This is a genomic window from Ruegeria sp. CK3 (assembly GCF_056536565.1).
This window is the reverse complement of sequence record NZ_JBQFPV010000013.1, coordinates 35,772-55,218: the sequence shown is the minus strand read 5'-3', so window position 1 is coordinate 55,218 and position 19,447 is coordinate 35,772. Positions and strand designations below refer to the sequence as shown.

The 19,447-nt window shown below is 59.6% G+C and carries 20 protein-coding genes; 8 read left to right on the top strand and 12 right to left on the bottom strand.

What is annotated here, in order from left to right:
- Positions 1 to 2 precede the first annotated feature (2 nt).
- A complete protein-coding gene (locus tag ACR0C3_RS19560; RefSeq protein WP_480760075.1) occupies positions 3 to 1,376 on the top strand; it encodes a radical SAM protein in 1,374 nt (457 codons plus the stop codon).
- Positions 1,373 to 2,212 carry a DUF547 domain-containing protein gene (locus ACR0C3_RS19555; RefSeq protein ID WP_480760073.1) on the top strand — a complete coding sequence of 280 codons (840 nt, stop codon included), beginning with the start codon at positions 1,373 to 1,375 and terminating at the stop codon, positions 2,210 to 2,212. Before ACR0C3_RS19560 ends, ACR0C3_RS19555 begins: the two co-directional genes overlap by 4 nt.
- Before the next feature lie 175 nt (positions 2,213 to 2,387).
- Here ACR0C3_RS19555 and ACR0C3_RS19550 read toward each other — a convergent pair whose 3' ends face one another.
- Positions 2,388 to 3,377 (bottom strand): adenosine kinase, encoded by a 990-nt coding sequence (locus ACR0C3_RS19550; protein ID WP_480760072.1) that lies wholly within the window; start codon positions 3,375 to 3,377, stop codon positions 2,388 to 2,390.
- Positions 3,374 to 4,018, bottom strand: coding sequence for an endonuclease III (gene nth, locus ACR0C3_RS19545; RefSeq protein ID WP_480760070.1), 645 nt, complete (start codon positions 4,016 to 4,018; stop codon positions 3,374 to 3,376). Before nth ends, ACR0C3_RS19550 begins: the two co-directional genes overlap by 4 nt.
- Before the next feature lie 118 nt (positions 4,019 to 4,136).
- Between nth and ACR0C3_RS19540 the strand changes: the two genes are divergently transcribed.
- Both ACR0C3_RS19540 and ACR0C3_RS19535 read left to right on the top strand, forming a co-directional pair.
- Positions 4,137 to 4,979 (top strand): bifunctional helix-turn-helix domain-containing protein/methylated-DNA--[protein]-cysteine S-methyltransferase, encoded by an 843-nt coding sequence (locus ACR0C3_RS19540; RefSeq protein WP_480760069.1) that lies wholly within the window; start codon positions 4,137 to 4,139, stop codon positions 4,977 to 4,979.
- 177 nt (positions 4,980 to 5,156) lie between these two features.
- Positions 5,157 to 5,591: a glyoxalase superfamily protein gene (locus ACR0C3_RS19535; RefSeq protein ID WP_480760068.1), complete on the top strand. Its 435-nt coding sequence runs from the start codon at positions 5,157 to 5,159 to the stop codon at positions 5,589 to 5,591.
- Between the two features lie 55 nt (positions 5,592 to 5,646).
- Here the strand turns inward: ACR0C3_RS19535 and ACR0C3_RS19530 are convergent, their stop codons facing one another.
- On the bottom strand, positions 5,647 to 7,086 hold the full coding sequence (locus ACR0C3_RS19530) for an aldehyde dehydrogenase family protein (protein ID WP_480760066.1): 1,440 nt from the start codon (positions 7,084 to 7,086) through the stop codon (positions 5,647 to 5,649).
- A gap of 203 nt (positions 7,087 to 7,289) precedes the next feature.
- Between ACR0C3_RS19530 and ACR0C3_RS19525 the strand changes: the two genes are divergently transcribed.
- Complete coding sequence (locus tag ACR0C3_RS19525) at positions 7,290 to 7,940, top strand: peroxiredoxin (RefSeq protein ID WP_170459651.1); 651 nt, start codon at positions 7,290 to 7,292, stop codon at positions 7,938 to 7,940.
- A 68-nt stretch (positions 7,941 to 8,008) separates the two neighbouring features.
- Here the strand turns inward: ACR0C3_RS19525 and ACR0C3_RS19520 are convergent, their stop codons facing one another.
- Positions 8,009 to 8,740, bottom strand: coding sequence for a glycosyltransferase family 25 protein (locus ACR0C3_RS19520; protein WP_480760167.1), 732 nt, complete (start codon positions 8,738 to 8,740; stop codon positions 8,009 to 8,011).
- A 200-nt stretch (positions 8,741 to 8,940) separates the two neighbouring features.
- On the opposite strand from ACR0C3_RS19520, the gene ACR0C3_RS19515 reads away from it, so the two are divergent.
- Positions 8,941 to 9,576, top strand: coding sequence for a DUF1326 domain-containing protein (locus ACR0C3_RS19515; RefSeq protein ID WP_480760065.1), 636 nt, complete (start codon positions 8,941 to 8,943; stop codon positions 9,574 to 9,576).
- Positions 9,577 to 9,579: 3 nt separating this feature from the next.
- Here the strand turns inward: ACR0C3_RS19515 and ACR0C3_RS19510 are convergent, their stop codons facing one another.
- A complete protein-coding gene (locus tag ACR0C3_RS19510) occupies positions 9,580 to 9,969 on the bottom strand; it encodes a nuclear transport factor 2 family protein (protein ID WP_170473105.1) in 390 nt (129 codons plus the stop codon).
- A gap of 87 nt (positions 9,970 to 10,056) precedes the next feature.
- Positions 10,057 to 12,204 (bottom strand): polyribonucleotide nucleotidyltransferase, encoded by a 2,148-nt coding sequence (gene pnp / locus ACR0C3_RS19505; RefSeq protein ID WP_170721927.1) that lies wholly within the window; start codon positions 12,202 to 12,204, stop codon positions 10,057 to 10,059.
- Positions 12,205 to 12,630: 426 nt separating this feature from the next.
- Here pnp and ACR0C3_RS19500 point away from each other — a divergent pair, with 426 nt between their 5' ends.
- Positions 12,631 to 14,232 (top strand): BCCT family transporter, encoded by a 1,602-nt coding sequence (locus ACR0C3_RS19500; protein WP_170555456.1) that lies wholly within the window; start codon positions 12,631 to 12,633, stop codon positions 14,230 to 14,232.
- A 108-nt stretch (positions 14,233 to 14,340) separates the two neighbouring features.
- Here the strand turns inward: ACR0C3_RS19500 and rpsO are convergent, their stop codons facing one another.
- The 6 genes from rpsO to rbfA form a co-directional block, all read right to left on the bottom strand.
- Positions 14,341 to 14,610, bottom strand: a complete 270-nt coding sequence (gene rpsO, locus ACR0C3_RS19495) for a 30S ribosomal protein S15 (protein ID WP_170379357.1) — start codon at positions 14,608 to 14,610, stop codon at positions 14,341 to 14,343.
- Positions 14,611 to 14,753: 143 nt separating this feature from the next.
- On the bottom strand, positions 14,754 to 15,761 hold the full coding sequence (locus ACR0C3_RS19490; protein ID WP_480760063.1) for a calcium-binding protein: 1,008 nt from the start codon (positions 15,759 to 15,761) through the stop codon (positions 14,754 to 14,756).
- Between the two features lie 97 nt (positions 15,762 to 15,858).
- The gene (locus tag ACR0C3_RS19485) at positions 15,859 to 16,362 is read right to left on the bottom strand and encodes a DUF1643 domain-containing protein (protein ID WP_480760061.1); all 504 of its coding nucleotides are present in this window, start codon (positions 16,360 to 16,362) and stop codon (positions 15,859 to 15,861) included.
- 21 nt (positions 16,363 to 16,383) lie between these two features.
- On the bottom strand, positions 16,384 to 17,289 hold the full coding sequence (truB, locus tag ACR0C3_RS19480; RefSeq protein ID WP_480760060.1) for a tRNA pseudouridine(55) synthase TruB: 906 nt from the start codon (positions 17,287 to 17,289) through the stop codon (positions 16,384 to 16,386).
- A 60-nt stretch (positions 17,290 to 17,349) separates the two neighbouring features.
- Positions 17,350 to 18,084 carry a phosphodiester glycosidase family protein gene (locus tag ACR0C3_RS19475; protein WP_480760058.1) on the bottom strand — a complete coding sequence of 245 codons (735 nt, stop codon included), beginning with the start codon at positions 18,082 to 18,084 and terminating at the stop codon, positions 17,350 to 17,352.
- Positions 18,081 to 18,476, bottom strand: a complete 396-nt coding sequence (rbfA, locus tag ACR0C3_RS19470; RefSeq protein WP_170379347.1) for a 30S ribosome-binding factor RbfA — start codon at positions 18,474 to 18,476, stop codon at positions 18,081 to 18,083. The genes ACR0C3_RS19475 and rbfA overlap by 4 nt, the downstream gene beginning before the upstream one ends.
- 92 nt (positions 18,477 to 18,568) lie before the next feature.
- Here rbfA and dapB point away from each other — a divergent pair, with 92 nt between their 5' ends.
- Positions 18,569 to 19,378: a 4-hydroxy-tetrahydrodipicolinate reductase gene (gene dapB, locus ACR0C3_RS19465; protein WP_480760056.1), complete on the top strand. Its 810-nt coding sequence runs from the start codon at positions 18,569 to 18,571 to the stop codon at positions 19,376 to 19,378.
- The last annotated feature ends 69 nt before the right edge of the window (positions 19,379 to 19,447 follow it).

Below are 19,447 nucleotides of genomic sequence, written 5' to 3'. Positions count from 1 at the left end.
GCATGAGATACACCCTGCCAGACCCCATCACAATCAAACCCGCCGGACGGCGATTTCAGGGCTTGGACCGGCGTGCGCCTCTGCGTGAGGGATTGCGCGGGTGCGGAGAGTTCGGTCCCTCTCAGACGGCAGGACGGTTCTACCCGATGGCCTGTGTCGCGCTTGAGGTGACGCAGCGCTGCAATCTGGACTGCACGCTCTGCTACCTCTCGGACCGGGCCGAGATGACCTATGATCCTCCGCTTTCGGTCCTGTTTGCGCGGATTGCCACGATCCGCAGCCACTATGGCCGGGGTATTTCCGTTCAATTGACCGGCGGCGACCCGACCCTGCGTAAGGTTGACGATCTTGAGGCACTCTGCCGCGAGATCAGGCGGCTGGGCATGCGCTCCTGCCTGATGACCAACGGTATCCGCGCCAGCCGGGCGATGCTGACACGGTTGGCCGCGGCGGGGCTGGATGACGTGGCTTTTCACGTGGACATGACGCAAGAGCGCAACGGGTTCGCCTCCGAAATGGAGCTTAACCGCGTGCGCAAAACCTATATCGACCGGGCGCGCGGTTTGGGGCTGCGTATTCTCTTCAACACAACCGTTTTTGGCGGCAACTTTGCTGAAATCCCTGCTTTGGCTCGGTTCTTGCGGGGCCAGCCCGAGGTGGGTTTTGTCTCGTTCCAGATGCAGGCGGATACCGGGCGCGGTGTGTTGCGGGCGCGACCCGATGCAATCACACAAAACAGCGTCATCCGCGCGGTCGAGCAGGGTTATGGCACGTCTTTATATTTCGACTCGGCGGCCGTCGCGCATTCCAGCTGCAACCGGTACAGCAGCGTGCTGTCAGTGGGGGGTAAGGCCGTGTCGTTACTGTCGAACCAGCGCTTGGTTCAGAGGGTTATTGCGGCGCTTGAGGAGGTTGATACAGGGCAGGACGCCCATATCCGCATCCGCCCCAGCGTGGGACGCCTGATCCGCCGCAATCCACTCCTGGCCCTTTGGGCGCTTAGCCATCTGGCGGGCTGCCTTCTGCGGCTGGGGTCGGGGGTGCTCCGCGGCCCGGTGCGGCGGCAGGCCGTGTTCATCCACAATTTCATGGCTGCGGATGCGTTAGAGGAAGACCGCTGCGCCTCTTGCGTGTTCATCGTTGCGACAGCCAATGGGCCGCTCTCCATGTGCGTCCACAACGCACAGCGCGATCAGCATCTGGCCGCGCCGGATCGGGTGGACAGCCCGATGGGCACCTATTGGTGGAACGCGGCGACGCGCGGCCTGTCGGCTCGTCCGGACTTGCCCGCGCTGAAAGACCCCGAGGTGGCTCCGCTGAAACGCCTCAAAGGGCAATTGCGCGCCGCCCGTCAAAGCCGAAAGGACGCTTCATGAGACAGGTTCTCATCTTGATGCTGCTGCCGCTTTTGGCCGCCTGTGCCAGTGTTGAGCGGCTGGCATTGCCCGCCGCGACGCCCTTGCCCGACTCGGCCCTGACCCGCGCCGCGCCCCCTCCGGGTGAGAGGGTGGATCATGGAGATTGGACCCGCTTTCTGACCCGCTATGTGGCCCGCGATGCGCGCGGTGTGAACCGGGTGGCTTATGGACTGGTGAGCGCGGCTGACAATGCGCTGCTGGATGACTATCTGACCGAGCTGCAGGCCGTGGACCCGGCTGATCTGACCCGCGATCACCAATTGGCCTATTGGATCAACCTCTACAACGCGCTGACGGTGGATGTGGTGCTTGAGGCGTACCCGGTCGCGTCGATCCGCGACATCAAGGATGGGCCGTTGTCGATCGGCCCTTGGGGTCGCCCGTTGACTGTGGTGTCGGGTCAGAGTCTGACCCTCAACGACATTGAACACCGCATCATCCGACCAACTTTCAATGAGCCGCGCATTCACTACGCGCTGAATTGTGCAGCGGTCGGGTGCCCGAACCTGATGGCCCGCGCCTGGGAGGCCAAGACCTTGGAACGCGATCTTGCCGCCGCCGAGCGCGCCTATGTCAACGACCCGCGCGGGGCGCGGTTCGATGATCGGGGGCAGCTGATCCTGTCGAAAATCTACATCTGGTTCCGCGAGGATTTTGGGCCGAATGAACAGGCAGTAATTGCCTATCTCGGAACAGCAGCCGACCCGGAGTTGCAACAGCGCCTCAAACAAGCCCGACGTGTGAATGTTTATGAATATGATTGGGCGTTGAATGACGCAGGGGCTGGCTCCTAACGGCGCGGAGCAAAGGCCGCAGGCCGCCGCGCCAGCACCGACCCGCCCCCTCGGGGCGGCGCTTTTGCAGCGTTGGGCGCAGCTTGAGCCTATCAGAATCTGGCCGCGATAAAGCTCTTAATATCGGAGGCCGGATGCGCCTCCCCGCGGGTCGGCGCTGTTCCGGCTTAGCGCTTTACAGCAATCCTTCTTCTCGCAGCAATTCTTGCAAGTTGGCTTCAGGGCGCGGACCGATATGGCTGATCACTTCGCGCGCGCAGACATTGCCGATCTTGGCGCAGGTCTCATAGTCGCGGCCAGTGGCCATGCCGTACAGGAAACCGGCGGCGAATTGATCGCCTGCGCCGGTCGCATCCACGGGCACTACTTTTTCGACGGCAACATCGTGACGGGTGTCGCCGTTCAAAACCGTCACGCCGTCGCCCGAGCGGGTGCAGACGACCAGAGGACAGATTGCGGCGGTTTTGGCCAGTGCGTCCTCAAGATCGTAGGTCTCGAACAGCGATTTGATCTCAGCCTCGTTGCCAATCACGAAGTCCAGTTCGTTCTCGATCAGCAGCAGGAAATCAACCCGGTGACGCTCGACGCAGAAAGGATCTGAAATGGCGATACCGGCCTTGCCGCCGCCTTTGTGACAGGCACGCGCGGCCTCAAGAAACGCGGCCTTGCCCTTCTCTTTGTCAAACAGATACCCCTCGAGGAACATGATCTGGCTGTTTCCTGCAACCTCGTCCGAAACGTCTTGAGACGACAGTTCCGAGGAAATTCCCAGATAGGTGTTCATCGACCGCTCGCCATCGGGCGAGACAAAGATCATCGAGCGTGAGGTAGGCAGCTCGCCGCCCGGCACAGGCGGGTTCACGAAATCCACGCCGTCTTCGTTCATCGCGTCGGCGTAGAAGCGACCCAGCGCGTCATCGTGTACCCGTCCGATAAAGGCCGCATCCAGACCCAGCGCACCCGCGCCCGCAATGGTGTTCGCGACAGACCCACCCGGCGTCTGCACCCGACCTTCCATCGAGGCATAGAGCACTTCGCCGCGCTCCTGCTCGATCAGTTGCATGATGCCTTTCTCGATGCCCATCAGTTCAAGGAAGCTGTCATCAGCCTGGGAAATCACGTCCACAACGGCATTTCCGATGCCAGTGAGCTGGTAGGTTTTCATAGATTCTTGTCCTCGAATTGGCAGAGATCGCGGATGATGCAGGTTCCGCACATCGGTTTGCGTGCTTTACAGTGATAACGCCCGTGCAGGATCAGCCAGTGATGTGCATGGAGTTGAAAGTCGGCTGGAATATTGTCCTCGATGGCGCGTTCGACGGCGTCTACGTCCTTGCCGGGGCAAATACCAGTGCGGTTGCCGACACGGAAGATATGCGTGTCCACCGCTTGCGCTGGTTGCCGCCACCACATGTTCAGAACCACATTGGCTGTCTTGCGCCCGACACCGGGCAGGGATTGCAGCGCAGCGCGAGAATTGGGAACCTCGCCGCCATAATCCTCGACCAAAATGCGGCTGAGCTTGATGACGTTCTTGGCCTTCTGGCGGAACAGTCCGATGGTTTTGATGTGCTCGATCAGGCCCTCTTCGCCCAGATCCAGCATCTTTTGCGGGGTGTCCGCGATCTTGAACAGCTCGCGCGTGGCTTTGTTGACGCCTGCATCGGTCGCCTGCGCCGAAAGCGCCACTGCCACGACCAGAGTGTAGACGTTCACATGCTCCAGCTCGCCCTTGGGTTCCGGGTCGGCCTCTTGAAAGCGCGTAAAGATCTCGCGGATCGTGTGGTAGTCGAGTTGCTTTGCCATCCGAGCCTTAATGCCGCCCAAGGGCCAATGACACAAGCCCAAAGCCAATGCGCAAGTTCCGGGTCGCGGGGGCGTGAGCTGCGCGTTATGGTTTGGATCAACAGATGAGGTGAAAGCCATGAACGTCCAGACCCCCGAAAGCGGATATCACTACAACGTCATGCGCCGCGCGATCGAGTTAATTGATCAGGGCGGTGAAACCCTCAGCCTTGAAGAACTGGCCCGCCAGATGGGCATGAGTCCCGCCCATTTCCAGCGCCTGTTCTCGCGCTGGACCGGGGTGTCGCCGAAGCGGTACCAGCAATATCTCACGCTGGGCCATGCCAAGGCGCTGCTGCGGGAACGGTTCACCACGTTGGAGACCGCCCATAATGTCGGCCTGTCCGGCAGCGGCCGCCTGCATGATTTGTTCCTGAAATGGGAATCCATGAGCCCCGGTGAGTACGCCCGCAAAGGCGCGGGGCTGACGGTCTACTGGGGATGGTTCGATTGCCCCTTTGGTCCGGCGTTGGTCATGGGAACTGATAAGGGCATCTGTGGAATTGCCTTCGGTGCAGAAACCGGCGAGGCCGCCGCGATGGAGGACATGACCGCGCGCTGGCCCAAGGCCAATTTCGTTGAGGATACCGAAAAGCTGCGTCCTTGGGTCGAGGCCTCCTTTGGCGCGGACCGGTCCGAGACACCACTGCATCTGATCGGCTCGCCCCTGCAGATCAAGGTGTGGGAGGCGCTGATGCACATCCCCTCGGGTCAGGTCACAACCTATTCAGAGATCGCGCAGCGGGTGGGGTCGCCCCAGGCGGTGCGCGCGGTGGGGACAGCGGTTGGGCGCAATCCGGTTAGCTGGCTGATCCCCTGTCACCGGGCCTTGCGCAAGTCGGGCGGTCTGGGCGGATACCATTGGGGTCTGCCGGTGAAGCGCGCGATGCTGGCCTATGAGGCTGCGCAGGCGGATGCCTGATTGACTCTCCAACCAAGCAGTGCCAAAGGACGAGCAAGGTTTGGGTCCCCTGCCGTTCGCGGCCTTTGGCTATGGTGAAACCCTGAATATGAACATCTGTTGCCACTTTCACGGCGCGCGGATGGCAATGCGAACCCCGTCCTGATTTCGCGCCCGTTCAAGGAAACGAGGCACATGATGACGATACAAAAGACGATCCCACCTGTGGACGAGTTGAAAGCGCAGGCCAAGCGCTTGCGTGAAGACCTGCGCGCCAAAGAGGTGACCCTGTCACACAGCGAAGCGATGGAGATGCTGGCCCATCAATATGGCGTTCGGGATTGGAATACACTGCACGCCAAAGCTGGAAACCGCATGCACTTGCGTGTCGGAGATCGGGTCGAAGGGCGATATCTGGGGCAGCCGTTCTCAGCCGAAATACGCGGCATGACCCTGTTGGGTGATGGATCTAACCGCAGGGTTACGCTGCATTTTGAAACGCCCGTCGATGTGGTGCAGTTCGAGAGCTTTTCCGCCTACCGCCAACGTGTAACCGGGGTGATCGGTTGGGATGGGCGCTCAGCGCAAAGGACGTCGGACGGGCAACCTCAACTGGTTGTACGTCCAGCCTAAAAAAGGGTGAGGCTCTGCCCGAGCCTCACCAAACTTTCTGGATCAGGCCATATGGCTATTCTGCTGCCCAGCCGCCGACGGCTTTGATCTCAAGAAAATCCTCAAGGCCGAAGACGCCGCCTTCGCGGCCGTTGCCGGATTGCTTCATCCCGCCGAACGGAGATCCCGCGCTGCGCGACTGACCGTTCATCTCAACCATCCCGGACCGCAACACCCGCGCCATGCGGTTGGCGCGCGCGCCGTCTTGTGTCTGGACATAGTTGGTCAGGCCATAGGGCGTGTCATTGGCGATCTCGACGGCTTCTTCCTCGGTGTCGAAGGGGATCATGGTCAGGACCGGGCCGAAGATCTCCTGCCGCGCAATGGTCATCTGGTTGTTGGCATCGGCAAACACCGTCGGGCGCACATAGTAGCCCTTGTTCAGCCCCTCGGGCCGTCCGGTGCCACCTGCGACCAGCCGCGCGCCTTCATCGATACCGGCTTGGATCAGATCCTGAATCTTGGTCCACTGAAGCTCATTCACAACGGGGCCGATATGGCGGCCTTCCTCTGTGGCCGGGCCGACCGTGACATTGTTGGCTACTTCGGCTGCGGTCTCAACGGCCTTGTCATAGATCGGGCGCTGCACCAGCATCCGGCTGGGGGCGTTGCAGCTTTGGCCGGTGTTGTTCATCATGTGCAGTACGCCGCGTTTCACGGCCTTTTCATCCGCATCCTCAAAGATCACGTTGGCGCCTTTGCCGCCCAGCTCCAGATGCACCTTCTTCAGGGTATCGGCAGCGCTTTTTGAGATCGCAGTGCCCGCGCGGGTCGAGCCGGTGAAGCTGATCATGTCCACATCCGGATGCGCAGAGAGTTGCGAACCGACACCCGCGCCATCGCCGTTCACCAGATTGAATACTCCGGGTGGGAAACCGGCCTCGTCCATCAGCTCGGCAAAGATCATTGCGTTCAGGGGGCTCTGCTCCGACGGTTTCAGAACCATCGTACAGCCAGCAATCGCCGCCGCGCCGACCTTTAGGGTGATCTGGTTCATCGGCCAGTTCCACGGGGTGATCAGACCGGCGACGCCTACTGCCTCATAGATGATGCGATCATTGGGGGCGTGATCGCCCAAGGGACGCTCGAATTCAAACGCCTTGGCGGCGCGGATGAAGTTCTTGAGGTGATAGATCCCGGCACCGGATTGAGCCGTGCGCGACATGTCGATCGGCGCGCCCATCTCAAGCGACATGGCCTGCGCCAGGTCCTCAGACCGGGTCATGTAGAGGTCGGCCAGCTTTTCAACCATGGCGATACGCTCTTGGACCGGCGTTGCCATCCAGCCGGGCAAGGCCGCCTTGGCCGCGGCAACGGCGGCGTCAGTGTCGGCCTGAGAGCCGAGGGAGATCACCGCGCAGGGTTCCTCGGTCGAGGGGTTGATTACCTCGAAATCATTCGCCTCAGATGGGGCAACCCATTGACCGTTAATGTAGAAATCGCGTTTTTCGATCATGGCGTTTCCTCCGGGCCGTGATGTCAAAGACTGGTTTTGCCGCGCAGTCTGTCATTCGTTCTTAGGCGCGGCAAGGGGGTAATTTGATCAAATTTGTTTGGCGACGTCCCGGAAAAAGACTTTTGCGGAAGGTTTAACTCTGGCGCAAAGTGGTTAGGTTCACTGCATTCGACTCGGTCAGTAACCAAAGAAGGAGTTGCACCATGGGTTTGCGTATCAACGACACGGTCCCGAATTTCACCGCAGAGACGGATCAGGGCACCATTCAGTTTCACGATTGGATTGGTGACAGCTGGGCGATCCTGTTCTCGCATCCCAAGGACTTCACCCCGGTCTGCACCACCGAGTTTTCGGCTGTGGCCCAGCTGAACGACGAATGGGCGGCGCGCAATACCAAGGTGATCGGTGTTTCGGTCGACGGGGTCGAGGACCACAAGAAGTGGAAGAAAGACATCGAAGCCTATGGTAAGGCAAACCCCGGTTTCCCGATCATTGCAGATGACGGGCTGGCGGTGTCCAAGGCCTTTGACATGCTGCCCGCCGAGGCCTATCTGCCCGACGGCCGCACCCCTGCGGATAGCGCCACCGTACGTTCGGTTTTCATTATCGGGCCCGACAAGCAGTTGAAACTGTCGATGACCTATCCGATGACTGTTGGTCGGAACTTTGCTGAGATCCTGCGGGCGCTGGACGGATTGCAGATGTCGTCGAAGGGTGTTGCGACACCCGCGAACTGGGTACCGGGTGAGGACGTGATCATCCCGCCGACCGTTTCGAACGAAGACGCCAAGGCGAAGTTTGGTGAGTTCGAGACGATCTTCCCGTATCTGCGCAAGACCAAGGCTCCGTCCTGATTTAGGTCGGGTCAGGGGGGCTGTCTGCCCCCCATCGCGCTTGAGCGCGATTCCCCCCGAGGATATTTTCAGCCAGATGAAGCAGGCGGGCGCTGCGGGTGCAGGTGGAGCTGTGCTCGGTAAGCGGCGCGTTTGACTTCGCGGGTCAGTTTGTCTGAGAAGGGTGGTTTCGTCTGGATGGTCGAGCCGCCGATATCGCGAGCCACTTCGCGGTTTCCGGTGCCTAGAAGGGCATGGATTGGCTGGCCGGTGATCCAGTGCATTTGCAGGAATGTATCCACGGGGCGGTCGATTTGATCGGTCGCTTTCAAGAGCCGTTTGGCGGCATTGCGGCCGACCATCTGACAGACGCATTGCAGGCCGATCACTTTGGGCAGGATCAGGCTTAGGCCGTCTTGCTCGGCCAGTGTGTGGGCCGCGACTTCGCGTTGTTTGACGGGGATGCGGATATAGTGATCCGGGGTGGCGATGGCGTGCAGCATTTTGATTGCTTGGGCCATTTTGTCAGGATCGACGCGCAGGTCATCTTCGGTGATGATGGCCAGGTCGATCTCTTCATCCACCAGTTTCTGCCAGAGACGTCGGTGGCTTTGGAACACGCCGATTTCTGCCGGGCGGAGGTCGAACGGGTAGTGCGGTTTGTGCAAAGTACCTGGATGCAGGCGCACATCTGCGATCTGGTCCGGGTCGCGCCCATTGGTAGCCTCGAAGAGTTCGGCATTCGGCAGGTCCTTGCACAGCTGGTCTGCGTTGGCGCGGCGGGCCGTGCTGGTAGACATATGGATGACAAAGGATCGCATGATGCGTGAATAGAACACGGGCGCGTGAGGGGGAAGAGCAACGCGAGAGAAATGGGCGTTCATTTTTTTCAAGCTGAACTAGTGCGAGCGGTTTTGGCGACCGGTTCTTGAAAGGACAGAAATATGCTACGGTGCGATAGGCAGACAAACCAGGCATCCGCACCATCGGGCGATCACACTGTGAAACACAGGAGAAGGCGATGGCTTTTACAGATTGGTATGTTGAAGGTGATGCTTTTGGGAACTGTAATTGCGGTTACGCGTGCCCTTGCCAGTTCGAGGAACTTCCAACACAGGGCAATTGCCGTGGGTTCGAAGTGCTTGAAGTCTCGAAAGGCCATTTTGGAGATACCGACTTAACGGGTGCTAAGGCCGCTTTGATCTATGCCTGGCCGGGGCCGATCTTTGAGGGCGGCGGCGAGATGCAGGTGATCATCGATCCAAGCGCGTCAGATGCGCAGAGGGCCGCACTAGAAAAGGTCTTTCACGGGGAAGAGACCGAAGAGATGGCGACCCATTGGTTCGTCTTCCGTGCGATGTGCAAAACCGTGCATGAGACTCTGTTTCTGCCGATAGATTTCGATATGGATATGGAGGAGCGTACCGCCAAGGTGTCCATCGGTGATGTGTTGAACTCGACCGGCCGTCCCATTGAAGCGCCGCATGGTGGTGGCCCACATCGCGTGCGGATCGACATTCCAGGCGGGATTGAATTTACCTTAGCCGAGATCGGCAGTGCCTCGACCAAGGCCGACGCGGCGATCAAGTTGGATTTGAACGACAGCTATGGTCAGTGGCATGTCATGAAGCACGGTCCGTCTGGGGTGGCGCACTAAGGATCAGGCTTCACCAAAATCCACAAGAACCGGGGCGGTGTCGTAGATGATCCGCACCGATTGGAACCGGGTTTGATCCTCGGTCAGTTCAAACAGGTCTACGCATTCAATCGTTTCAGGGTGCCCGTTTCGGATGGTGCGCGTGTAGTTGAAATGAACCGCCATTTGCGGCGCACCGGATGTGTCGGCAAAGGTGTTCTTGTGAAGGGTGGACCGATCGCTCGTGATGTTCATCACGTTGGTATAGAAGTCCCGCGCCGGTTGCTTGCCCGATATCGGAGAGGTTGCCGTCGCGTCCTCGGCGAACAGGTTCAGCATCGCGGGCAGGTCGCCGCTTTCGATGGCTTGTAGGTACAGCCGCGCCAGTTCATCCATCTGGTCCTTGTTAGACATCGCCAACCCTCCTCCTGGGCGGCACTGTAGCACAAAAAAGGCCCCGGTGGTTTCACCGGGGCCCTAATCATTTGAAAGAGGAACAGATTACTCTGCGTCTTCTTTCTTTTCTTTCTTCTCGGGAACGATCTCTTCGCCGGTTTCCTGATCGACGACTTTCATCGACAGGCGGACCTTGCCGCGATCATCAAAGCCCAGCAGTTTGACCTTAACTTCCTGACCTTCTTTCAGAACATCCGACGGATGGTTCAGGCGGCGGTTTTCGATCTGGGACACGTGGACCAGACCGTCGCGCTTGCCAAAGAAGTTCACGAAGGCACCGAAGTCGACGATCTTGACCACTTTACCGGTGTAGATCTGACCTTCTTCCGGCTCGGCCACGATCGAATAGATCATGTCATAGGCCTTCTGGATCGATTCACCATCCGGCGAGGCGATCTTGATGACGCCGTCGTCGTTGATGTCGACCTTGGCACCCGAAACCTCAACGATTTCGCGGATGACCTTACCGCCCGAGCCGATCACTTCGCGGATCTTGTCGGTCGGGATGTTCATGGTCTCGATGCGCGGAGCGTGGACCGAGAATTCGTTGGTCTCGGACAGGGCTTTGCCCATCTCACCCAGAATGTGCATCCGGCCCTCTTTGGCCTGTGCCAAAGCGGTTTCCATGATCTGCGGCGTGATACCAGCGACCTTGATGTCCATCTGCAGCGAGGTGATGCCGTTTTCGGTACCCGCCACTTTGAAGTCCATGTCGCCCAGGTGGTCTTCGTCACCCAGAATGTCGGTCAGAACAGCATATTCGCCGTCATCTTCCAGGATAAGACCCATGGCAACACCGGCAACCGGTGCTTTCAGCGGAACACCCGCATCCATCATCGACAGCGAACCGCCGCAGACAGAAGCCATCGATGACGAGCCGTTGGATTCTGTGATCTCCGACACCACGCGAACAGTGTAGGGGAAGTCGGTCGGCGCAGGCAGAACCGCCTGAAGTGCGCGCCATGCCAGCTTGCCGTGACCGATTTCACGACGACCAGGCGACCCAACGCGGCCCACTTCACCCACCGAATAGGGAGGGAAGTTGTAATGCAGCAGGAAGTTCGATTTGAAGTTGCCATGCAGCGCGTCGATGAACTGCTCATCGTCACCGGTGCCCAGCGTGGTCACGGCCAGCGCCTGAGTTTCACCACGGGTGAACAGGGCGGAACCGTGTGTACGCGGCAGCAGCGAAGTTTCGGCTTCGATGGCACGCACATCGGTGGTCGAACGACCGTCGATGCGCTTGCCGCCCTTGACGACGTCACCGCGCAGGATGCCAGCTTCCAGCTTTTTCATTGCCGAGCCGAGGTTCGCGTCTTCCAGCTGTTCCTCGGTCAGCGCTTCTTTGATCGCTTCACGGGCCGCGGCAACAGCGGCGGTGCGCTCTTGCTTGTCAGTGATCGCGAAAGCGGCGCGCATCTGCTCTTCACCGGCGGCCGAAACAGCGGCGTACAGCTCCGAGTAATCGGGGGCGACGAATTCAAACGGCTCTTTCGCGGTTTCTTCGGCCAGATCAATGATCAGGTCCAGAACCGGCTGGATTTGCTCATGCGCGAAGTTCACGGCACCCAGCATTTCAGCCTCGGACAGCTCGTAAGCTTCCGATTCCACCATCATCACGGCGTTCTTGGTACCGGCAACAACGAGGTCCAGACGCTGTTCGGGGTTCAGGCGCAGGTCCTGCATGTCGTCCACGGTCGGGTTCAGGACGTATTCGCCATCCACGAAACCAACACGGGCACCGGCGATCGGGCCCATGAACGGCGCGCCGGAAATGGTCAGGGCAGCGGATGCCGCGATCATTGCAACGATGTCGGGGTCGTTGACCAGATCATGGCTCAGCACGGTGCACATCACCAGAACTTCGTTTTTGAAGCCATCAACAAACAGCGGGCGGATCGGACGGTCGATCAGACGCGCGGTCAGCGTCTCTTTCTCGGTCGGGCGCGCCTCGCGCTTGAAGAAGCCACCCGGAACCTTACCGGCGGCATAGTATTTCTCTTGATAGTGGACGGTCAGCGGGAAAAAGTCCTGACCGGGCTTTTGCTGCTTGGCAAAGGTCACGTTGGCCATGACGCTGGTTTCGCCCAGCGTGGCAATCACGGTGCCGTCCGCCTGACGGGCAACCTTGCCTGTTTCCAGTGTCAGCGTCTCTTCGCCCCACTGCATAGATTTCTTAGTTACATCAAACATATGCGTATCCTAGAACGGAGCACTCCCGCCCCTGCGGGTCTCCGGTTTGCATGGCGGCCCCATTGCCGCCGACCCCACTTTATCTTCCATTCGAGTGCCGGGGTCAGGGCACAACGTCTCAGATACCCGCGCGCATACATGAGAATGCGTTGAAAGGAAAGGGGAACCGCTGCGATTGGCAGAAACGTGCAGACTGGAATTTAAGCACCCTGCGCAGCGCTTTTTTTGGGGCTGCGAGATGTCAGTTCCCAAGGGGCGTAAGATTCAAAAAAATGAATGAGTTTTGAAAAAACTGTATGCAGTGTAGACTGTTAACACTGAACCCACGGTCGAAGAGACGGGAATACGCCAAGGGGGTAACATACTCATATCCGTCAGCCGGCCGACTACCTTGGCGTTTGCAGCTTGCGAGCAAAGGGGCAAAGTATGGCTCAAACCAAGAAAATGCTGGATCCGGATCCGCGGATCTACGATTTCGAAACCGAGTATGAACTGGGTCAGGACAATGTCCGGCCATTCGGTTTGGATATCCACAACCCGGTCTTCCTGATCTCGAGTATTTTGATCTTTGCTTTCGTTTTGATCGCATTGGCCAATCAAGAGGCTGCGGCCGCCTTTTTTGGCTGGCTCAGACCATGGCTCACCAGCACGTTTGACTGGTTCCTCGTCCTGTCAGTTAATGCCATCACCCTGTTCTGTCTGGTTCTGATCGTTCTACCTGTCGGCAAAGTCAGGATCGGCGGCAAGGACGCCAAGCCTGACTATTCCTATGCCGGATGGATCGCGATGATGTTCGCCGCCGGTATTGGTATCGGTCTGCTGTTTTTCGGCGTGATGGAGCCGGTTTACTACAACTTTGCCGAAGGAGGGAACGCCCGGCCCCTGGGTATCGACATCGCAGTGCCCGGCAATGAGTATATTGGTATTGTTGGCACGATCCATCATTGGGGCCTTGAAGGCTGGGCGGTTTATGCCGCGGTTGGTTTAAGCCTTGCGATCTTTGCCTACAACCTTGACCTGCCTCTAACTTTGCGCTCGGCTTTCTATCCGCTTCTGGGTGAGCGTGTGTGGGGCTGGTGGGGTCATCTCATCGACACGCTGGCGGTGTTTGCCACGCTGTTCGGTCTTACCACCTCTCTGGGTCTAGGGGCGCAGCAAGTTGCTGCTGGATTGTACGAGGTATTCGGCATCGAACCCAGTCCAACCGTCACTGTCCTGCTGATCATCGGCATTACGCTGATCGCGCTTGGTTCAGTCCTGCTGGGTATGGATGCGGGCGTGAAACGGCTAAGTGAGATCAACATGATCATGGCCGTTGGTCTGTTCCTTTTCGTCATCATTGTCACCGGAGTGGGTACAGCCATTTCGCGGTATTTCAACGTGATGGTGGATTACGTGACCCATCTACCGGCACTATCCAATCCATTTGGGCGAGAAGACACCAGCTATTTCCATGGCTGGACGACCTTCTACTGGGCCTGGTGGATCGCATGGTCGCCCTTTGTGGGCATGTTCATCGCCCGCATTTCCAAGGGCCGCACAGTGCGTGAGTTCATCCTCTGCGCGCTACTGGCCCCCACGGCGGTTTGCGCCCTGTGGATGTCGACCTTCGGCGGCGCCGCTATCGACATGCTGAACGCAGGCGGAGCCGAAGGCGTGCGCGCCACCGTGATCGACAGCTATGCCCCCGAGGGCGCCCTGTTCGGCTTCCTAAAGGAACTGCCGCTCTACGGCATCATCGCGCCGATCGCCCTGATATTGATCGTCGTGTTCTTTGTGACCTCGTCGGATTCAGGCTCGTTGGTGATTGATACGATTACCGCCGGAGGCAAGATGGATGCACCGGTGATCCAACGGGTGTTCTGGTGCACGCTTGAGGGTTTGGTCGCGATCGCTTTGCTCTTGGGCGGCGGTCTTGCGGCTCTACAAGGCGCAGCGGTGTCAACGGGCATCCCGTTCACATTGGTGGTTCTGATGATGTGCTACTGCCTGTGGCTGGCGCTTAAATCGGAAAAAGCCAAGATGTAGCCAAGTATCAGACATGCAGTGCCTTCCAGCCCTGGCTACATGGCAAGGCCAAAAAAAACGCCCGCTGTTTCGGCGGGCGTTATGATATCAGCTTGATCAGCTCTGATCTTAGCGGCGGATGCCCAGCTTTTTGATCAGGTCCTGATAGCGTGCTTCTTCCTTACCCTTCAGGTAGTCCAGCAGCTTACGGCGCTGGGCGACCATTTTCAGCAGACCGCGACGACCGTGGTTGTCTTTCTTGTGGGTCTTGAAGTGCTCGGTCAGGGTGGTGATGCGCGAGGTCAGGATGGCAACCTGGACTTCAGGCGAACCGGTGTCGCCCTCTTTGGTGCCGAATTCTTTCATGACGCGTGCTTTTTCAGCGGCAGTAATCGACATCGGGGTCTCCTTCAAAGGTTAGAGTTAATGGCGCAGGCCGGGATGTCGTCCAGCACAGGCCCATGGAGAAAACCGCACCGATTCCGATGCGGATGGGCGCGTATAGGCGCTTTTGGCGTGAATGGCAAAGGGATTCTGACGACTCAGCCAGTGGGCAGGTATTCCGCCAATTCGGCCTCAGTCAGTAACTGGACATCGTCCAATGTCAACCCGTCGGCCCCGAACAGATGCGCGACCTCGTTGCCGTTGAGGCTGACGCGGGTCAGGTTCTCATTCTCGGGGTCCTGTTCGATTTCGATCTCGGGTGGGTCCTGATCTTCCCAGGTGATCAGCAGGCGGTCCTCACCGGGTTGAAAGCCCATCACGGTGACTTCGGATGTCTCCGTGTCGGCGATGATGTCATCCGCGCCCGCGCCTCCGGTCGCGACGTCGCCGTCTTTGGCCAGTATCGTGTCCTCTCCTGCGCCGCCGTTCAGATAATCGGTCTCGCCGTTATCCTCATCGCCCAGCAGCAGGTCGTCGCCATCGCCGCCGAAGAGGACATCCTCGCCCGCGCCGCCAGTTAGAGTGTCATTGCCATAGCCGCCGCGCAGGGCATCATTGCCTCCGCCGCCGTTCAGATCATCGTCGCCCTGCCCGCCATACAGCGCGTCGTTGCCTTTTCCACCCTGCAAATGGTCCTCGCCGAAATGACCGTAGAGCCTGTCATCGCCCTCATCCCCGAACAGGGCGTCATCATCGGCCTCTCCATGTAGAAGGTCATCGCCCTGACCGCCGGACAGTGTGTCCTCACCTTCGGCTCCGTGCATCACGTCGTCGCTATCGCCACCCATGATGTGGTCATCACCGCCATAGCCGTTGATCTGGTCCGTGCCGTGCTGCCCGGCTATGACATCGGCGTTATCGCTTCCGGCGATCACCAGATCGCCTTCATGTTCCGAGATCACGGTGCCGCCGGTGGTGGTTGCGTCGCTGTCCTGCGCTGGCTCGACGCTCTCGCCCACGTCAAGGAACTCACCTTCGCTGATCTCGGTCCGGCTTTCGTCCTCCGCGCCCTCGTCCTGCTCATCCTCTTCTTCGATGAACACATCCCCAATGGCGTATGCCGCGCCGCCGACGGCGGCCAATCCGATCAAACCGGCCAGAAACATATCGAACCCTCCGAAAGAAATGAGACGCCTTGACGGCACTGTCCCATTCGAACGGTTCATCGGTCAAAGCATAGCTGGCCGAGTGGTTAACCCTTTGTCACCAGGGTTCGGGTTGCTGGGTATAGGCGATGTAAAGCGGATGTTTCGGATGCCCCGCTTTGGACAGGCCCAGATGGAACAGAGGCTGCCCGGTGCCGCGCAGAAGAGCCTCAACCGCTGGACCTCGGTCCAAATGCGCGCCGTGGGTGCCCCAGGCGGCAATGACCTGATCGGCCCATAGGGCGCCATCCAGAATGGCCGTGTCGTTTGCAGGACCCACCGGATCAGCGGCGGCGCGCATTTTACGCGGATCGGTGTCGCGCCAGGCAAAGATATTGGTCACCTGAAACGCACCGAACCCTAACGCCCGCGCGCGCCGTTCGCAGCGCTCGACCGTGGGGTCATTCTGTACCTCGGTCGCGGTCGAGGGGTTCAGCATCACAAACAGCGCCTTGCGCCCCGCCGGATCCCAAACACGGGTCAGGCTGTAGCGGTACTTCTCGCAATCCGAGTAGACAGCGGTCGAGGGCGCATCGCCCTTGGTATGCGTTCGGGTAATCATGCCCTTCGCCTAGCACAGGGCTCAGGTGACGAACACCCGACTTGGATGTAACTCGCCGGATTTGTAGATGCCCACCGCCACGGCCTTGCCGTCGAACGAGGCCCAGGCCTCATCGCCATATTCCACGTCCGAGACCAGAACCATGCCCGGATTGCCGTTGCGCAGACGGGTGGCGCCTTCGGGAGTGCATTTCAACTCGGGCAGGTCGGAGAGGCCGATTTCCAGCGGGTGTAGGTAGTCGTCCAGCGCCTCGGTCTTGGCCATCTCGTCGATCTGTTCGATGGACAACCCATCTTCGGCCTCAAAAGGGCCGGACCAGATGCGGCGGAGTTCCTTGACGTGGCCGTGGCATCCCAAAGCCTCACCCAGATCCCGCGCGATCGAGCGGACGTATCCGCCTTTGCCGCAGGTCATCTCTAGCACCACGTGATCTTCGTCGGGACGGTCGACGAGGATCAGTTCCTCGACCCAGAGGGGGCGGGCGGACAGCTCCACCTCTTCGCCGTCGCGGGCTAGCTTATAGGCGCGTTGCCCGTCGATCTTCACGGCTGAAAACTTGGGTGGGACCTGCATGATATCCCCAAGAAACGGAGCGAGCGCCTGTTTGATATCCTCGTCCGAAGGGCGCGCATCGCTTTGCGCAATTACTTCGCCCTCGGCATCGTCCGTGTTGGTGGCTTGTCCCAGACGCACGGTGAAGTTGTAGGCTTTCAAAGCATCGGTGATGTAGGGAACGGTCTTGGTCGCCTCCCCCAAAGCCACGGCCAGAACACCGGTCGCCTCAGGGTCCAGAGTACCCGCATGGCCCGCTTTCTTGGCATCCATCGCCCAACGCACCTTGTTGACCACTGCGGTCGAGGTCATGCCCGCGGGCTTGTCCACCACCAGCCAGCCGGAAATGTCGCGGCCCTTGCGTTTGCGTCCCATCTTGCACCTTGCCTTTTGCTAAGGCGCGCGGGTTAGCGGATCGTTTTGCCGCTGTCAAACTCAGGGCGCGTCTTCGACGACGCCTACGATTGGCCCTAGCGAGAACCCGATATCCGACCGGTTGCTGGCGCGCTCATACATGCGCGAGATATTTCCATCGAGGAACAGTGCATTCGGCGTTTCCAGCACGTCGCGGAACAGCCTGCCGAATTCATGGAAGGTCACGTAATCATCGGAGATCGCAAAGACCGTGCGGTCGCCATCGGCACTAGTGCCCACACCATTGCGAATGTAGCGCGAGGTCGAATCGGGCAGGAACCGGGGGTGCAGTTCGCCATCGATCACCAGCATTGGGCCGGATTGGGTAGCAAAACGGCACTGTGGTGCCTGATCCACGAAAGTGAGCGTTTCGAACACGTCAGCGCGGCCCTCGCGAATGCAAAACACCCCGTTGGGCAACAATCCGAAATTGCCGGGCCCGGCATTCGGGATCACCCGCATCTTCTCTTGCCCGTTTTCGACATAGTGGCCGACGGGCGAGCGGTCGTCGTGATACATGCCCGCATTCATCGCAAAGGCCAGCCGTTTGCCTTCGGGCGCGAGCGTATCGTTCACCGATGAGAAATGCCCAAGCAAGTCGCCTTCGTCATCGTTCAGAAACAGGCGCAGGTCTTCCGAGGCATCGACCTCGCAGACCGTATACCGATTGTCCTCATGGGTCAGCTTTTCACAGGTGACCGCATGGGCCTGCGCTGCCCAGAGAATCGCGCCCAGAATCGCAAACGCACGGATCACTCGTCCAGATCGCGGCGCACCGCGTCCTGTTCGAACATGCGGCGGGTGTCATCCAGCCGGTCGAACGTGTCATCCAGACGGAACCGCAGGTCGGGTGAGAATTTCAGGTTCAGCTTTTTGCCGATCATGCGCCGCAGCTCACCCTTGTTACGGGCGAGCAGGTCGATCACATCTTCTTGGCCCTTGCCGCCAAGCGGCAGCACATAGGCGGTGGCGATCTTGAGATCGGGCGAGGTGCGGACCTCACCTACGGTGATCGACATACGGTTCAGGTCAGGGTCGTGGACATCTCCGCGCGCCAGAACTTCGGACAGAGTGCGGCGGATCAGTTCGCCGACACGCAGTTGTCGTTGGGACGGGCCGGGGCCATCGTGGAATTTGTTCTTTGCCATAAACCCCGATCTAAGCGCAAAGCAGGGCTTTGCCAAGCGGGCGCGAACCGGGTAGGAGGCTTTGAGCCGACTTAGCGAAAAGGACCAGCGCAATGACCCATATTCCGGGGATCGTCATCACAGGGGCTTCGGGCCGTATGGGGCAGATGCTGATCAAGACGGTGACGGATAGCGATCAGGCCCGTCTGGTTGGTGTAGTCGAGCGCGCAGGCCATGACTGGATCGGTCAGGACGTGGGCACCGCCATGGGCGGCCCCGCGCTGGGCGTGACTGTGACGGACGACCCGCTTGAGGCGTTCGCGCAGGCGCAGGCCGTGATCGACTTCACCGCGCCCGAAGCGACGCTGGAGTTTGCTGCTTTGGCTGCGCAGGCGCGGTGTGTGCATGTGATCGGCACCACCGGCATGACCGAAGAACAGATCGCTGCCCTCGAGCCTGCCTCGCGCCATGCGGTGATCGTGCGGGCGGGGAATATGAGCCTTGGGGTCAACCTACTGGTACAACTGACCAAAAAAGTCGCCGCTGCGCTGGATGAGGATTTCGACATCGAGGTGATCGAAGGCCACCACCACCACAAGGTCGATGCGCCTTCGGGCACGGCGCTTATGCTGGGTGAAGCTGCCGCTGAAGGGCGTGGCGTTAAGCTGTCGGATGTGGCCGACCGGGGCCGCGATGGTATCACCGGTGCCCGCAAGCGCGGAGACATAGGCTTTCACGCCATTCGCGGCGGAGACATTGTGGGCGAACATGATGTCCTGTTCGCCGCACCAGGCGAACGGATCGTTTTGCGCCATCTGGCCACCGACCGCGCCATCTTTGCCCGTGGCGCGCTGAAAGCTGCGCTCTGGGGGCAGGGCAAGGCACCGGGTCAGTATGACATGGTGGATGTTCTGGGGCTCTAAACCAACACAACCAATGAGATTTTTTGAACGTGGGCTTTACCTGACGCGGGGACTCGATCCATGCTTGCC

Bases quoted from the DNA above. Each gene is read 5' to 3' on its own strand.
- ACR0C3_RS19560 (WP_480760075.1), top strand. From the start codon at position 3: ATGAGATACACCCTGCCAGACCCCATCACAATCAAACCCGCCGGACGG.
- ACR0C3_RS19555 (WP_480760073.1), top strand. From the start codon at position 1,373: ATGAGACAGGTTCTCATCTTGATGCTGCTGCCGCTTTTGGCCGCCTGT.
- ACR0C3_RS19550 (WP_480760072.1), bottom strand. From the start codon at position 3,377: ATGAAAACCTACCAGCTCACTGGCATCGGAAATGCCGTTGTGGACGTG.
- nth (WP_480760070.1), bottom strand. From the start codon at position 4,018: ATGGCAAAGCAACTCGACTACCACACGATCCGCGAGATCTTTACGCGC.
- ACR0C3_RS19540 (WP_480760069.1), top strand. From the start codon at position 4,137: ATGAACGTCCAGACCCCCGAAAGCGGATATCACTACAACGTCATGCGC.
- ACR0C3_RS19535 (WP_480760068.1), top strand. From the start codon at position 5,157: ATGACGATACAAAAGACGATCCCACCTGTGGACGAGTTGAAAGCGCAG.
- ACR0C3_RS19530 (WP_480760066.1), bottom strand. From the start codon at position 7,086: ATGATCGAAAAACGCGATTTCTACATTAACGGTCAATGGGTTGCCCCA.
- ACR0C3_RS19525 (WP_170459651.1), top strand. From the start codon at position 7,290: ATGGGTTTGCGTATCAACGACACGGTCCCGAATTTCACCGCAGAGACG.
- ACR0C3_RS19520 (WP_480760167.1), bottom strand. From the start codon at position 8,740: ATGCGATCCTTTGTCATCCATATGTCTACCAGCACGGCCCGCCGCGCC.
- ACR0C3_RS19515 (WP_480760065.1), top strand. From the start codon at position 8,941: ATGGCTTTTACAGATTGGTATGTTGAAGGTGATGCTTTTGGGAACTGT.
- ACR0C3_RS19510 (WP_170473105.1), bottom strand. From the start codon at position 9,969: ATGTCTAACAAGGACCAGATGGATGAACTGGCGCGGCTGTACCTACAA.
- pnp (WP_170721927.1), bottom strand. From the start codon at position 12,204: ATGTTTGATGTAACTAAGAAATCTATGCAGTGGGGCGAAGAGACGCTG.
- ACR0C3_RS19500 (WP_170555456.1), top strand. From the start codon at position 12,631: ATGGCTCAAACCAAGAAAATGCTGGATCCGGATCCGCGGATCTACGAT.
- rpsO (WP_170379357.1), bottom strand. From the start codon at position 14,610: ATGTCGATTACTGCCGCTGAAAAAGCACGCGTCATGAAAGAATTCGGC.
- ACR0C3_RS19490 (WP_480760063.1), bottom strand. From the start codon at position 15,761: ATGTTTCTGGCCGGTTTGATCGGATTGGCCGCCGTCGGCGGCGCGGCA.
- ACR0C3_RS19485 (WP_480760061.1), bottom strand. From the start codon at position 16,362: ATGATTACCCGAACGCATACCAAGGGCGATGCGCCCTCGACCGCTGTC.
- truB (WP_480760060.1), bottom strand. From the start codon at position 17,289: ATGGGACGCAAACGCAAGGGCCGCGACATTTCCGGCTGGCTGGTGGTG.
- rbfA (WP_170379347.1), bottom strand. From the start codon at position 18,476: ATGGCAAAGAACAAATTCCACGATGGCCCCGGCCCGTCCCAACGACAA.
- dapB (WP_480760056.1), top strand. From the start codon at position 18,569: ATGACCCATATTCCGGGGATCGTCATCACAGGGGCTTCGGGCCGTATG.